Source organism: Arachidicoccus rhizosphaerae (assembly GCF_900107765.1).
Taxonomy (GTDB): Bacteria; Bacteroidota; Bacteroidia; order Chitinophagales; family Chitinophagaceae; genus Arachidicoccus; species Arachidicoccus rhizosphaerae.
On record NZ_FNQY01000012.1, the window covers coordinates 35,086 to 50,519 of the forward strand.

The following is a 15,434-nucleotide window of genomic DNA, read 5'->3' on the forward strand; positions in this document are numbered from 1 at the left end:
TAAATTTAAATAGAATGAAACCGTTAAATATTTTATATAAAGGTTTGCTTCTAGCTGGTATATTAACTGTTACCACTAATTGTACAAAGCTAGATGTCACAGACTATTCAGAAATCATCAGCGATAATTTTAATCCTACGGCAGATGATGTTGCCTCCATTATTGCTCCCGTTTATATAAGTTTCAGGCCAATGTGGGCTGACTGGTATGGTAATTTTGACCTGCAGGAAGAAAGCGCGGATGCGATAGTGACGCCGGTGCGCCCGAATGGATGGTATGACGGAGGAACATATATCCGTATGCATCAACACTTATGGACACCAACAGAAGGCCAGCCAGAGACGCTTTGGTATAATTGTTTCAATGGTATAAATGCCGCAAACAGGGTACTCAGTCAGATAGAATCGGGTGAGCTTCCTATAACAGATGGCAAAGAAGCCATTGTTGCAGAAATGAAAGTAGCCAGGGATTTTTGTTATTATGAACTTATGGACAATTTTGGGAATGTCCCCATTGTAACAGATTTCACTAGTAATGACCTGCCTCAGCAAAGTACACGTAAAGAGGTATACGACTTTTTGATTAGTGAACTCAAGGAGAACATCCCCTTACTAAGCGATGAAGTCAGTTCGAAAACCTATGGCAGATTTAATCAATGGGCTGGTTACAGCCTGCTAGCTAAAATCTATTTAAATGCACAGGTATATACAGGGACTGCCGCATGGCAAGACTGCATAGATGCATGCGATAAAGTGATTAATAGCGGAAAATACATATTAGAGTCTGATTACAAATCAAATTTCATTACAGAAAATGAAAATTCCCAGGAATTAATCTTTACTGTTCCCTATGATGAAACAAAAGCTCCAGGTTTTATTATTCACATGAAAACATTAAAGCCTGCGGATCAGAAAGTATACAATCTTCAGGCCCAGCCCTGGGGCGGTTCCTGTGCCGTTCCTCAATTCATCCATACATATGATCCGGATGACAGCAGACTTGCAGATTCCTGGATTTCCGGGCCACAAATCACACCTGAGGGCGAAGTAGCCATTGATTATATAGATTCCCTGATCAATATTGATCAGGCCGGTGGCAATCCTTTTAATTACGGTTACCCAATTGGCAAATACGAAATAAAAATGGGTGCTAAAGGATCCTTAAGTAACGATTTCCCGATTTTCAGATATGCCGACATTCTGATGATGAAGGCAGAATGTTTATTAAGAACGGGGAAGGCCGATGAAGCAGCTACCCTGGTAACTCAGGTTAGACAAAGAGATTTTAAATCAAATCCCGCAAAAGCAACGGTGACAGGAGCAGATCTTCAAAAAGGTAGCGTATACGATTATGGTTATGTCAAAAACGGAAAAATTGTAACTGATGAGGGAGGAGCCGATATACAATACGGCAGATTTTATGATGAACTTGGATGGGAATTTGCCGCCGAAGCACACAGAAGGCAGGATATGATCCGCTTCGGCGTATACTCAACAAAAATGTGGTTCCAACATAAGCCAGTCGGTACTTACAGGACTTTATTCAGCATCCCGGAAAGTGTCTTAAACTCCAATTCAAATCTGAAACAAAATCCCGGTTATTAATTTCCGGACGGGCAGATATTATTTGAAAAAAATCAGGAAGATATAAAGCGAAGATTATCTTCTGCATCTTGCAAAAAGCTAAACAAGTAGACGATCTTTACCTGTTTAGCTTTTTCTGTAAAAGTCAATTTAGAACCCACGGAAAACAAAACTATGCGCTAAACTGCCGGGGAACCAGCGTTTTTAATCAGAGACAATTAGGCAGCAGAACACATGAAATAAATTTAGAATATATCACATTTTTTGTAGCCTCATAGCTACGCTCACTAGCAATATAGTATATTTGCCATCAGACTCATTTTAACCATGGCCTTTCCCATTCATTTTGGTAGTACACGTACAAGACGAAGGGTATTAGCAGCGCTACTGTTTTTCTTCGTGATCTCCTCCAGCTTTGCCCAATCCTCTGATTACATAATCAGACATTATACCACCAATGATGGCCTTTTGCAAAATAGTGTTCTTCATATAGAATTCGACCACAATAGTTATTGTTGGATTGCCACAGAAGCTGGACTTACCAGATTTGATAATAAAGAATTCAGCGGTTATAATGCCACCAACATCCCAGGGCTGAAAGACAACAGGATCCGTCGGCTCTGTATTACCCTGCAAGGCCAGCTGTACGCCAAAAATCTCCATGAGCAGGAAATTACCATCAGTACAGAAAACAGCGCCTTCGCATCCAGGCCTGTGATCTTGTCAAAGGTCAGCCCATACTATTTCCCAAAATCAGGCTATGCCACGGCCAATGATCAGATTGAAATCTTGTGGGACTCTTTGAAAAAAACAGTGGCTGTTCCGCTTATAAGAAGCCACTATGCAACGTCAACCGGCGACACTTATCTTACTTTCCGGAGTCAATTATTTCAGATCTTGCCCCAGGGCAGCCAAATGCTCAAAAACTGGCCTCAGGCCCCCGTACAGACCGTTCCTGTCGGCCCCTATCTGCTTCAGGTCTGGGAAAGTCATAAAGCAGCTGTCTGGAAAGGGGGCAAATTATTATTTGAGACGACCATCAGGGGTGACCTCCCTGCAAATACATCTTTCATTGAAAATGATTCTAAGCTGCACTGGAGCCCGGCCGGCACCTTCGTTTTTGCTCAGGGAGACCTCTTTCGTATCCAGGTATCAGACAGTACCGTTTCAGCAAAAAAAGTACTCAGCCACCTGCCCATGAAAGCTGTCAGTTGTGTAAATTATCGACCCCGAAGTAATATTTATTATCTGGGCACACTAACTGACGGACTATATATTGCCAAAGTATCTCCTTTTCACTATCCGCAATTATCCGGCACCAACAAAAATAATTCAACCTATGCCATTGGGAAGACCTCAAAAGATGAACTTATTGTCAACAATACCGTAATTCCTAAAAACGGACCCAGTTATGGCGTAAAATTTTCAGAATACACCTTCCGCGCGTTTGTAGACAAATCCGATTGGTTCTATTTTCAAAACGCATTTGATTTATATAGATATAACAGTGTAAGTCATCAAATGCCAAAAATCATGAAACTGGATGAGAACCTGGCCAGTATCCTGAAAGAGAACACTTCGGAGGACTTGCTGGTGTGTACCAGGCAATCACTGACCAAGCTATCCATATCCGGCCCAGAGCCTAAAATCTTATGGCAAAAACAACTTCCCATTCCCTATAATGCAGAGAGCGTAAATAAAATGTATCCGCTTAACGGCAATCATTATTTGCTGCTGACCACTAGTGGCATCAGATGGTATAATATCCAGAACAATACTTCGGAGAAACAGATACTGGACTCCATAGCCATGTACAGCTTTTATAGGGATAGAAAAAACCGTTATTGGTTTTCGGGCGACGGTTATGGAATCTTTCTATATGTTGATAATAAAATTTTTCCGCTACCCAAAAGCAAATTCGACAAACTCAGCTCTGTCATTGACTTTATTGATGACGGCAGAGGCAATTTCTGGTTACCCACCAATAATGGCCTATATAGCGTTGAGATAGAAAAGCTGGCAGCGTACATTCAATTAAAGACCAATAATCTGTTTCTCTACACGATCAACAATCTGGACGGCCTCAGAACCAACGAATTTAACGGCGCTGTCCCGTCCTACCAGTGGTTAAGTGACAGCACACTGGCACTAGCCTCCATGAACGGACTCGTAGAGTTTAAACCCAAATCACTACGCCCCAATTATCCGGGTAATAACATCTTCATTGATGATTTTTGGGTGGATTCGGTAAAAATAATGCCCAAATCCCTCAAAAACCCTATCCGCCTTTCCCCCGACTTTAACTTAATGAAATTAAAGATAGGAAGTCCTTATTACGGCAACCCCCAGAATAATCATTTGGAATATGCCATTCATCGGGCGGGAACACCGGTACAATGGGAAGCCTTGCCTGTTGATGGGATATTAACCGTTAACAATCTACCCTCAGGATCCTATATTATTAATTTCAGAAATAAAGAGGGTTCTCAGAATGCAGAAAACCAGCAACTTAATATTTCTTTTGATGTTATTCCTCATTTTTACAATACCTGGGAATTTTACTTATCGGTTATTGTACTGATCATCCTGATATGTTTTGTGATTTTCAGATGGCGACTGAGACGGCTGGAAAAAGACAAACAAAGGATTGAAGCCATCGTCATTCAAAGAACAAAAGACCTGGAGAAAACAACCAGACAACTACAGATTTCAGAGAAAGCACTCCAGCAAAGTAACAAACAAAAAGAGCAGATCATCACAATGGTGCTTCATGATCTGCGGTCTCCTTTAAGATTTCTCAAAACCGTCACCAACGGAATAATGCATAAGTTTCAGGAAGAGATATCCACATCCCTGTCTGATAGCCTGCAAAAGCTCAACGGCTCAGCTGTCTCATTATGGGAGTTCACCGACAGGTTCTTTACCTGGGCCGTCACTCAAAAACAGGACTTTAAAATACAGGAATCTGAGTTCGAACTGCAGGAAGTCTTTAACCTTGTAGCCTCCTTCTATATGGATATTGTGATGCTCAATAACAATAGGCTACAAATAGAGGCTACCAGCCTGATCTGCCATACTGATAAAAACATTTTAATGCTGATTTTGCGCAATCTGGTGGACAACGCCAATAAAAATACTTTTGGCGGCATTATATCCTTAAGGGCGACTGCCGATCAAAAACAAAACCACATTATCATAACGGACCAGGGTAGCGGTATGCTGCCGGAGCAAATCCAGATGTTTCAAACAGGCGATGGAGGTAATGAGGCTCACTCCAATAAGCATATCGGAAGCCAGGTAATTTACCAAATGCTGCTCAAAATCAATGGCCAGATAACTATTAATACATCTGAGAAGGGGACGACATTTACCATTAGCCTGAAAAAACGGGCGGCATCACACCTGTAATGCCTCCGCAATGCAGTCCCAACTAAGACATACCGACTTTAGGCTTTATCATCATGCTTGTCAACACGCACGCAACCTGTCGCAACTTTTCGGAAAAAGCCGTGGGATCCACTGTTTTTGAAGACCATATTATCTTAGTTTAGTTCAATAAAGTTTAATGCTTAATGCCGAATTTCCCTGAAAAAAGGACGCCGTGAATTCCTCCTTTTAAGGAAATCACAGCGTCTCTATATACGTTAAACAGCAAAAAACATAATTGATTATGTCGCAGCAAAAAACAAACAGCGTTCCCGCTGCTGTTTCCTGCCGGGACATTAAGCTCCAATCTTTTGTAAAAGTCGTCCGTCAGCGCCATTATAAAAGTAACAATTTAGCTACAACGGCAAAACAAAGGCCCCCACATCTAACCTGGTTACTGATATAACCCGGATCAAAAAGCTAACACTCAGTTGACAATTCAGTCATAATTGATTAACACAATGCAACTTACTTTACTATATCAAAAATAATATTTGATATGACAAAAAGAAAGCTTGACGTCGTTGTTCTCTCAGATATACACCTAGGCACCTACGGCAGCCACGCCAGAGAACTACTTCAATATCTGCGATCCATTGAGCCAACTTTACTGATCCTGAACGGCGATATAATTGATGGCTGGCAGTTTACCAAGAGGTATTTCCCGAAGAGTCATTTTGCGGTTATTAAAGAAATTCTGGATATAATCTGCCGGGGTACGCAGGTCGTATATATTACCGGCAACCATGATGAGGTCTTGCGTAAATACACAGACACTCATATCGGCACTTTTACATTAACCGATAAATACAGCATCGACATCCATGGCAAAAAGGCATGGATATTCCATGGGGATGTCTTTGACAATACAACCCGGGGCAGTGCACGGATCCTGGCGAAGTTCGGATCGAAAGGATATGACTTACTGATACTTTTAAACAGGGCGATCAATTATTGCATGAAAAAACTGGGTCGGGAAAAAGTCTCCTTTTCAAAAAAGGTCAAAAACGGCGTAAAGCAGGCCGTCAAATTCATTAATAAATTTGAGCAGACAATCGGGGGGCTGGCCATAGAAAACGGCTATGATTATGTTATTTGCGGGCACATTCATCAACCTTGCATGAAGCAAATTATAACAGCCGAAGGAACAGTTACTTACTTAAATTCAGGAGACTGGATAGAAAATCTTACCGCACTGGAATACCACAACAATCAATGGAAAATATATCATTATGATCCATTAGAATTTAATGACCTTCATCCAGAACCGCCAGTCAACTCCTCTCTCAATGTCTTTTCAGAACAGATAGACTATAATCTACAACCTCAATAACTATGAAAATATTATATGCAATACAGGCAACCGGCAACGGTCATATCAGCAGAGCCATGGAGCTGATGCCTCACCTGAAGCGCTATGGGCATGTGGATGTATTTCTCAGTGGGAGCAACAGTACCTTACAGGCTGACCTGCCTATAAAATTCAGAAGTCAGGGGCTTAGCCTTCAGTACAGTTGCAATGGCAAACTGAATTTCGCCAAAACAATTAAATCTTGCCAGCTGCGCAAGGCATTCAAAGAAGCCGCCAGCCTACCGGTCAAAGATTATGACATGGTCATCAATGACTTTGAAGCCATAACCTCCATTGCATGCAATAAACAATCGGTTCCGATGATACATTTTGGACATCAGGCAAGTTTTGTTTCAGATGCCACTCCCAGACCGGACAACAAAAGCATCATAGGCGAATGGATTCTGCGCAATTATGCGCATAGCCATTTGAATCTCGGGCTTCATTTTAAGCGGTATGACCAGTTTATCCTTCCTCCCGTTATCCAGCGTTCAATCTGGGAAGCAACTCCTTCAACCGAATCCCATGTAACTGTTTATCTTCCCTCTTTTTGTGACAAGGAATTACTGCAGCTATTCTCCGTAATCAAAAATGTACCGTTTGAAATCTTTTCCAGGCACTGCAAAGAGATCATGACATTTCAACATATTAAACTTATTCCAGTTGAAAAAGAGGCCTTCAATAAAAGTCTGATTAATAGCACGGGCATTATCACGGGAGCCGGATTTGAGACACCAGCTGAAGCGCTCTACTTGGGTAAAAAGATCATGGCTATTCCCATCGGCGGTCAGTATGAACAAAAATGCAATGCGGCCGCACTGAAAAGGTTAGGTGTAAAAACAATCAATGCGATTGTTCCGAACCAGTTTAAACAGGAGGTAGAAAACTGGCTGACCAGCCCTAATAAGGCGACCGGCCTTAAATGGCAGTCCACAGAAAAAACGGTTACGGCATTATTTGATCTATGGGATACAGCCACCCGTAAAACGATGCTGTCCAAAAGCACCTCTCCGGAAATCGCACTCTTGTAAAAGAGTGACTTTCACGCAGGTGATTATCATTGAAAGTCAATTTGTTTCATATCCCCACAGCATGTAACCTTGGTTCGCAATAGCCCATTGAGAAAATTTTGCGATCTGTCTGTTACGCCCTGCTATTTGCCAATACCACCGTCTACGCAGATTACCTGTCCGGTCATATAAGTGCTCTCATCTGAGGCCAGAAATAACGCAAGGCCGGCTACATCTTCCACCTGACCGTATCTGCCTAGAGAAATATTTTTTAAAAATCCAGCAGAGATATCTGTATCAATTAGATGCTGGGTCATATCTGTTTGTATGAATCCCGGTGCAATTGCATTGCACCGGATCTGTTTACCCCCCAGCTCTTTGGCAACCGATTTGGTGAATCCGATGATGCCGGCCTTAGAGGCGGCATAGCTGCTTTGCCAGGAGTTACCATATATTCCCACAATGGAACTGATATTTATAATACTCCCTCGCTTAGCCTTCCCCATATGCCGGGTCACCAGCTTGGTCATATTAAAAACGCTATAAAGGTTATTAACAATAACTTCATCCCACAGTTCGTAAGAAGTTCTGGACAGCGTACTATCCTTTGAGATACCCGCATTGTTTACACAGATATCGACTTGTCCATACTCTGCAATAATTCGGTTTACAAAGGTTTCACATTGTCCAAAATCAGAAACATCCACCTTGACAGCTCTTGCAAGCCCGCGGTCTCCGCTAATGGCATTTTCAATATCCTTTATTTCCGCTTTTTTATATTTACTTTTATAGGTGATAATAACCCTGGCTCCCTGATCCGCAAACTTCTTTGCAATCGCACACCCTATCCCACGGGAGCCACCGGTAACAATCGCGACTTTGCCCTTAAGCTGTTCCATTGTTCAATCGGTTTATTTTTTTGCAACTTTTATTTTTGTTTCAATTGCCAGATACAGATCCTCAAAGCTCTTGAGATCATATATTTCCTCGTCTTCAATCGTGATATTAAAGGCTTGCTCCACATCCACTATGATCTCCACGAAGTCCACCGAATCAATATTTAATTCATCGATAAAACTTTTGGTGGTATCTCGCTCGATATTATCCAGCAGTTCCGGATGCTCCGTATAATTAGCAACGATTTTCTTTAACCGCTCAGTTATCTTTTTGTCAAAAGAAATTGCCTTTTTCAGGATTCTCTTCTTCGTGGCGGGCTGTGTAGCAGCCTTTTTCGCTGTAGTCTTCCCCTCGGAATCAGTTTTCGAAGTTGTTTTCTTTGTGGCCCCAGTTTTTGGACTGGGAGCGGCAACTACTTTAGGATTTTTCTTTGCCACGCCTTCGGTCTTATTAGCCTTCGCGGGTGCAGCAGCAAGAGATGCCGGCTTCTTTGAATGGGTGCTTGACGCTTTCATATAAATCAATTTAATAATTTAAAAGTATTTTTATTTAATTTCGCCCCTCATTTCATGTATTAATTTCTCAGAGAGGCCCGTTGCGCTAAAGCCGCCATCATGAAAAATATTCTGCATGGTAATATATCGGGTATAGTCACTAAATAACATTGCACAAAAAGAGGCGAGATCCGCTACAGGTGCATTACCCAAGGGACTCATATGATCCGCATAATCCATAAATTCCATAAACCCGTTAATACCGGTACCGGCCCTTGTGGCGACAGGAGACTGAGAAATGGTATTAACCCGGACATTCCGCCGGATTGCATAATGATAACCAAAGTTCCTGGCAATGGCTTCCAGCAGTGCTTTTGCATCGGACATCTCATTATATTCAGGAAATATCCTTTGTGCGGCGATATAAGTCATCGCAACGACACTCCCCCATTCATTCAGTACATCCTTTTGATATGCTACTTGTAACACTTTATGAAAGCTGACTGCCGATACATCCAGCGTTTTCTGATAATATTCATAATTCAATTCCGTATAGGGATGTTTTTTACGTATATTCAGGCTATTGGCTACACTGTGCAGGATAAAATCAATCTTTTTCTTTTTAAAATGCCTGGAGCAGAAGGCATATAATTTTTCAATATCTTCAATTTTTGTAAGATCCGCCCCAAATACAGGCGCCTGAATGTCGGCTGCCAGCTTTTCCGTATCACTAAACCTTATGGCGATTGGTAAATTAGAAAGTACAATATCAGCTCCTTCCTGCCTACATTTAAGCGCCACTTGCCAGGCAATGGACTGTTCGTTCAATGCGCCGAAAATGATTCCTTTTTTACCTTTTAATATCTTACTTGTCATATTAGTTTTTAATTACTCAAACTATTTGCCCTCTGCCTATGCTTTGAACTTTTTCAACACCAGGCAGGAGTTCACATCTCCAAATCCAAAACTGATTTTGCATACAATATCCAGCGCTATATCCATAATAGCTTTGGGCGGTACACAGTCATGTGCAATTAATTGGCCGATTTCGGGATGCAATTCATCAGCATTGATGGACGGGTGAATAAATCCATGATAGAGCTGAAGAACGGCGGCAACTGATTCGATTGAGCCTGAAGCGCTCAAACAATGCCCAATCATAGACTTCATAGAATTAATATAAGGAAAGTCAGTTCCTTTTCTATTCAGTGCTTTTACCCAGGCATTAATTTCGGTAATATCTCCGATGGTTGAGGACAGATGCCCGGAAATCAGATCGATCTGACCGGGTAGTACCCCGCAACTTTTAAGACCGTTTCTGATACATCGAACCATACCGTTGACATTCCCAATAGTCATCGTGCCTTTGCCGCGCTGCCCTCCGGAATTAATATGGCCTCCGAGGATCTCTGCATAAATTCTGGCACCTCTTTTCTGGGCCGTGCTCAGGTTTTCCAGCACTAAGGCTCCCGCCCCCGAACTGGGCACAAAACCGGCGGCATCTTTATCCATAGGTCGGGACGCTTTTTGGGGGCGGTCATTAAACCCGTGGGCCGTAGCAAACATAGAGTCAAAAGGGCCCCATACATAAGGACTGTTACTTTCTGAGCTACCCACAAGCATCCTTGTAGCCGCACCGGACCTGATTTTCTCAAATGCCATTAAAATGGCTTCCGTCCCTGTATTACAGGCCGAAGCATTACTGGTAACCTGATTGCCCAGCCCGAGTATTTTCGCAATATATGCACTCACCGCACTATTTATCGCCTGAGGCAAAGCCCTGGGATTACCTTTCCTGGTATCCTGACCGCTCTCTCTGAGCGCAATTCCATAGTGGGTGGCCTCAATGCCATTGCTACCGGTCCCAAATATACAGCCACTGGTATAATCTGCCCCATCCGAGGCTTTAGGGAATGCCAGTCCGCTATCCTTCCAGGCCTGCGCAGCTGCAATACAACCGTAAGTAATTCCGGTACTGAATACCTCCTGTATCTGATGCTTCTCCAAAAAAGCCAACCGGTCCTTTTCGCTTAATGCAGGAACTCCGCCAATCTGACAACGAAAAGCATGCTCCCGCAGTTCGGGATAAAATTTTATACCCGACTTCCCTTTTCTGATGGCCGATGTAAACTTCTTTACGCCTATACCATTTGGGCTTAATACTCCCAGGCCGGTAATTACAATTCTATCATTCATTTTAATTAAAATTCAGTTTATGGACAGGGTCACCTATTTGTCCGGTCTTATTTTACGCCTTCCGGCCAATGCCTTACCATAACACAGCCGGCCACATCCCCGAAACCATAAGAGGTTTTGGCAACAATATTCAGTCTTTTCTTTATCGACTTTAAGGGCACTTTTGATCTCGGCACGATAGCGGCAATTTCTTGATCCAATTGTTCCGCATTAAGGGTCGGATGAATAAACTGATCCTGTAACTGCAAAGCCGTCGCAACCAGTTCCAACGAGGAGGACGCTGCAAAACAGTGTCCAGTCATTGATTTCAAAGCATTGATGTAGGGAAAATCATTTCCTTTTCGTTTCAAAGCACCGGCAAGCGCTTGGACTTCATACACATCCATGATATAGGACGGCAGATGCCCGCAAACAAGGTCAATTTCATCAGGGCGGATCTTAGCCGCCTCCAGGGCAAAACCGATAACATCCTCCATACTTTGCCGGTTATTAATCGTCATCGTCCCCCCCGCCCTTTGGGCGCCACAGATCAGGCTTCCACCCAACAGTTCACCATATATTCTGGCACCTCTTTTTTGGGCAGATTGAAGACTTTCAAGTACCATCGCACCGCCGCCGCTTCCAGGCACCAGCCCATTAGCCCCTGTGCTCATAGGACAACTGCCTTTTTCCGGTCTGTCATTATATCCTTTTGCCAACGCATAAAAATCATCATAGAGCGTCATTCCATCATACCCTCCCCAGACGTTATGATGACTGCTTTCTGCAGATCCCACTAAAACGATACTGGATTTCCCCTCCCTGATCCTGTTGAAGCCCTCCAGCGCTGCCTCTACTCCGGTAATACAGGAAGAAGAATTAGTGGTTAATTGATTACCGATTCCTATTATACCTCCCAAATAGGCACTGACACCACTATTCATCGCCTGCTGAGCTGTCCGGCCTCCCATTTTACGGACATTGCCGGTATCCACCAGGCTGATACCGTAATCAATCGCATCAATACCATTAGTGCAGGTTCCGAAAATGCAGCCATAATCCCAGGCCGCCTGACTGCTCTTACTGGGCAACAATTCCAGACCGGCATCATACCAGGCTTCAAGACCAGCCATGCATCCATAAATAATACCCGTCCCTTTCATTTTAACCAACCCGTATTGCTTTGTAAAAGCGTCAATCTGCTTTTGCTCCAGCAGGGGCAATCCTCCTATATGACAGCGATAGTTCTGCTGTTCAAGAATTTCATGATAACGGATACCGGAAATACCTTTTTTCAGGCCGGCCTTAAATGCCTTCAGGCCGGTGCCAATCGGGCTGCATACCCCAAGTCCCGTTATAACAACTCTAGTATTCTTACTCATAATTAATTAGAATTAACGACAACTCCAGACAATACCCCTTTAGCCACGAGTTGACCTGCTTCATTTTCAATTCGGACATTACATTTCAGTTTATTCAATCTGAAAAAGACCTTTTCGGCTCTCACGAATATCTTTTCCTGAGGGCGTATTATAAATTTATAATCCATATTCGCTGAAGTCAGATAAAAAAGATGGTTCACTTTATAACCAAAAGCACTAAGATCTATGACCGTCATTGAACTTAGGGAGGCTGGCAGTTCAATGGGCAACTCGCTGAGTGTTTCAATGCCATTCCCTAATAAATACATTCCAAAAGCAAGTAGCCCGATTTGAGCCGCCGACTCCTGTAATATGGCACCCGGCACGACCGGGTTACCGGGAAAATGCCCTTTGAAAAACATCTCCTGTTTTTTAAAGGTATATGTAGCCAAAATATGCGTACTGTCAACTTCCACAATATCCTCTATAAAACAATAGGGTTTTTTGCAAGGAAAATGTTCAATAATCAGTTCTTTGGTCACTTCCATATTATAACTTTTTTAATCACCTCAAAATTTTATCGCGCTATTTTATAGCTATTACCAGGCTTCCCGGAATTCCTGTATGAGTCATGCTCATCAGCCCCATCTTCAGATAAGCGCTGCATACCTCTTATTCAACTTCCGGAGCACTGACTCCATTCTTTTGTATACGGTTTCTTTTAAAAAATTGGCATCCATATGCATACATCCGTCTGCCTGAATTTCTTTCAAAAACATCACCCTGCAAACACCTGGACGCAGGGATAAAGCACGGTTAAAATGCATCCTGTCTACACTGTCAATAAAAACAACCGGCCTTATGCTCACCCCTCTTTTAATCGCCAATTGGAACGGACCTTTGTAAAACGCTTTTAACGGAAGTTCGCTCTCATTAAAAGTTCCTTCGGGGAAAACAAAAACCGAGGTTTTCTCTTCCAATGCCCGGTTCAGGTCGATATAGCATTTTGCCCGTGAAGCAGCGCTGCCTCTGTCAACGGTTACTGTCATTCTGCGATAAAACCAACCAAATAAAGGAATACGCCCCATCTCATCTTTTCCAAGCGGTTTATAAGGGCCCTTCATACTTGCCAGCATCAGAAAAACATCAATATATGATCTATGGTTTGCTATGTATATTGCCGGCTCGTCCGTCCAATCATCCCGCTCGGCCTCATATTCCCATTCCAATTTAACGGCCACAGCCCATAACCAGCACCTGGCAATGCAGCCACAGATTCTATAGAACAGTTTTACGCCCACCGTTCTATTCAATAGTAATACACCAAATGGGAACAATAAAACCATCATAAAAACAATGCCCGCCAGTGCATATGCATTATAGGCCCACAAAAACGCTTCCTGATACCATTTTAAATGCTGTTGCTCCAAAATACTAATGCTTCATATAGTAAAATAAAATATATTAACTTTACCCTTATCCCTTCTTACTTTTTATTTGTTTTTGATCTTTGTCCTTTATAAAAATGCTATTATAAATAATAAAGGTCACAAAAACCAACAGGCACAAATAAGCAAACCAGTGAGGATGCGCTACAATAAAGGTTTGATAATCATTGGGGGTAATCATTACATAGCCGATCATTGCAGCAGAACTCTTATTCATGTCCGGCATCTTGCCTGTAGATTGTATCATTCCTGAATAGCCGTCATTATTATTAATAACCAGGTCTTTTCTTGTTTCAATAGCCCGCAGCCGCGCATGAAACTGGTGCTGTTTGGCAATATATGTATCACTGAACCAACCATCATTACCCGGATTCACCAGAAAATTTGCGCCCTGACTGACGGTGCGGTAGGCCAGATCGGGAATGGTAGATTCATTACACAGCAACATCCCGGCATTTCCAACAGGGGTCGGCAGGGGCTTATCACTTGTCCCCTCCTTAACCCTGAAGCCGGTACTGTTGTAAAAGGGGATCAACATCCCCAGAAAAGGTTTTTCGATCAGACTCAGCGCGAGCCGTTTGTCATAGCGACCAATAACTTTATGATGCGGCTCCATACAATAGATGGAATTATAGAAAATTCTGTTTTTACGGTCAAAATCGGTATTCATACCAATCAAATGAGTGATGTTATACCCTGTTGTAATGGAGTCCAATACCTTTAAAAAGTCGTCATCCGGTGTATAATTCCAGGGAATAGCGGACTCATACCAGATAGTCAGGGCTGTTCCTGTACCACAAATCTGTCTGTTCATTTCAAACAGCTGCCTGGCCAGAAAATCGCCATTGGCAGGATTCCATTTAAATTGCGGGTCCAGATTCTGAGATAAGATAGCGGCCTTGAAAGGCTTTTCTTTTTTTATGGCAATATCTTCCTGAAGCCGGTCCTCATAGTTATTTAAAATTACAGCGCCGAGTAACAGGCTACCCAGGATTATGCCCACGGGAACTATCAGCATCCTCCATTTTTTATAATAGAAGAAATAAGCAGTACAATAACTTAAAAAGACCACTAAAAAAGTCAGCAATAACGGTCCGGTAATCGTCGTAATTTGTGCAAGATATAGATTCTGCGCCAAAGAGATATAGGAAACAAACAAGCAAAGCGCAAATCCTTTGGCAAAATAGATCATAAAAGCATCAACCAACACCCAGAACGAAGACAGATAGATTCCGTTGACAAGCCATTCCAGTTTATATCGTTTTTTTCTTTTAAGGAACAAAATAATCCATCCCAAAATACCGGCATATAGCGCAAAAATAACAGTAAATATCAATGTGATACCGACACCGAGTAAAACCCCTTTACCCGTAAATTTATCTGCACCGCCTATAATCCAGAAAAAATTCAGTACAGCGGTAACTCCGCCAACAAATGCTCCTCTTTTGAAAGCCTCCGCCGGCTTATCAATATCCATAAACCCGTAAAATACCAAAGCATAAACGATCCAATTCAAAGGTGTGTCAGTCATTTGAATGGACATCGTAATGGGAATGGCACTCAATAATAATATCCAGTACTTTTTATTCAATTTTATGTGCATTTTACGTAATTCAGTTGGGGCAGCTTTAAAAATGTTATAAACAGTAAATAATCCCAATTTACCAGCAGAAAAATAAAATCAATTAA

Annotated in this window: 12 protein-coding genes; 4 read left to right on the forward strand and 8 right to left on the reverse strand. The window is 42.4% G+C overall.

What is annotated here, in order from left to right; genetic code table 11:
- The first annotated feature begins 14 nt into the window (after nt 1-14).
- The 4 genes from BLU80_RS11305 (at nt 15) to BLU80_RS11325 (ending at nt 7,391) form a co-directional block, all read left to right on the forward strand.
- Nucleotides 15-1,604, forward strand: a complete 1,590-nt coding sequence (locus tag BLU80_RS11305) for a RagB/SusD family nutrient uptake outer membrane protein (protein ID WP_091398233.1) — start codon at nt 15-17, stop codon at nt 1,602-1,604.
- 306 nt (nt 1,605-1,910) lie between these two features.
- On the forward strand, nt 1,911-4,991 hold the full coding sequence (locus tag BLU80_RS11310) for a sensor histidine kinase (protein ID WP_091398235.1): 3,081 nt from the start codon (nt 1,911-1,913) through the stop codon (nt 4,989-4,991).
- A 517-nt stretch (nt 4,992-5,508) separates the two neighbouring features.
- Nucleotides 5,509-6,342: a UDP-2,3-diacylglucosamine diphosphatase gene (locus BLU80_RS11320; protein ID WP_091398240.1), complete on the forward strand. Its 834-nt coding sequence runs from the start codon at nt 5,509-5,511 to the stop codon at nt 6,340-6,342.
- Between the two features lie 2 nt (nt 6,343-6,344).
- A complete protein-coding gene (locus tag BLU80_RS11325; protein WP_091398242.1) occupies nt 6,345-7,391 on the forward strand; it encodes a glycosyltransferase family protein in 1,047 nt (348 codons plus the stop codon).
- Between the two features lie 122 nt (nt 7,392-7,513).
- On the opposite strand, the gene fabG is transcribed toward BLU80_RS11325, so the two are convergent.
- From fabG to lnt, 8 genes are all read right to left on the reverse strand, one after another.
- Nucleotides 7,514-8,269, reverse strand: a complete 756-nt coding sequence (fabG, locus tag BLU80_RS11330; protein WP_091398244.1) for a 3-oxoacyl-ACP reductase FabG — start codon at nt 8,267-8,269, stop codon at nt 7,514-7,516.
- Between the two features lie 12 nt (nt 8,270-8,281).
- Nucleotides 8,282-8,782 carry an acyl carrier protein gene (locus BLU80_RS11335; RefSeq protein ID WP_091398246.1) on the reverse strand — a complete coding sequence of 167 codons (501 nt, stop codon included), beginning with the start codon at nt 8,780-8,782 and terminating at the stop codon, nt 8,282-8,284.
- A 30-nt stretch (nt 8,783-8,812) separates the two neighbouring features.
- Complete coding sequence (locus tag BLU80_RS11340) at nt 8,813-9,637, reverse strand: enoyl-ACP reductase FabI (RefSeq protein ID WP_091398248.1); 825 nt, start codon at nt 9,635-9,637, stop codon at nt 8,813-8,815.
- A gap of 36 nt (nt 9,638-9,673) precedes the next feature.
- Nucleotides 9,674-10,957 carry a beta-ketoacyl-[acyl-carrier-protein] synthase family protein gene (locus BLU80_RS11345; protein ID WP_091398249.1) on the reverse strand — a complete coding sequence of 428 codons (1,284 nt, stop codon included), beginning with the start codon at nt 10,955-10,957 and terminating at the stop codon, nt 9,674-9,676.
- 47 nt (nt 10,958-11,004) lie between these two features.
- Complete coding sequence (locus tag BLU80_RS11350; protein ID WP_091398251.1) at nt 11,005-12,318, reverse strand: beta-ketoacyl-[acyl-carrier-protein] synthase family protein; 1,314 nt, start codon at nt 12,316-12,318, stop codon at nt 11,005-11,007.
- A gap of 2 nt (nt 12,319-12,320) precedes the next feature.
- Nucleotides 12,321-12,845 (reverse strand): 3-hydroxyacyl-ACP dehydratase FabZ family protein, encoded by a 525-nt coding sequence (locus tag BLU80_RS11355; RefSeq protein WP_091398253.1) that lies wholly within the window; start codon nt 12,843-12,845, stop codon nt 12,321-12,323.
- A gap of 102 nt (nt 12,846-12,947) precedes the next feature.
- A complete protein-coding gene (locus BLU80_RS11360) occupies nt 12,948-13,727 on the reverse strand; it encodes a lysophospholipid acyltransferase family protein (RefSeq protein ID WP_139188136.1) in 780 nt (259 codons plus the stop codon).
- A gap of 46 nt (nt 13,728-13,773) precedes the next feature.
- A complete protein-coding gene (gene lnt, locus BLU80_RS11365) occupies nt 13,774-15,336 on the reverse strand; it encodes an apolipoprotein N-acyltransferase (RefSeq protein WP_170831217.1) in 1,563 nt (520 codons plus the stop codon).
- Nucleotides 15,337-15,434: the final 98 nt, after the last annotated feature.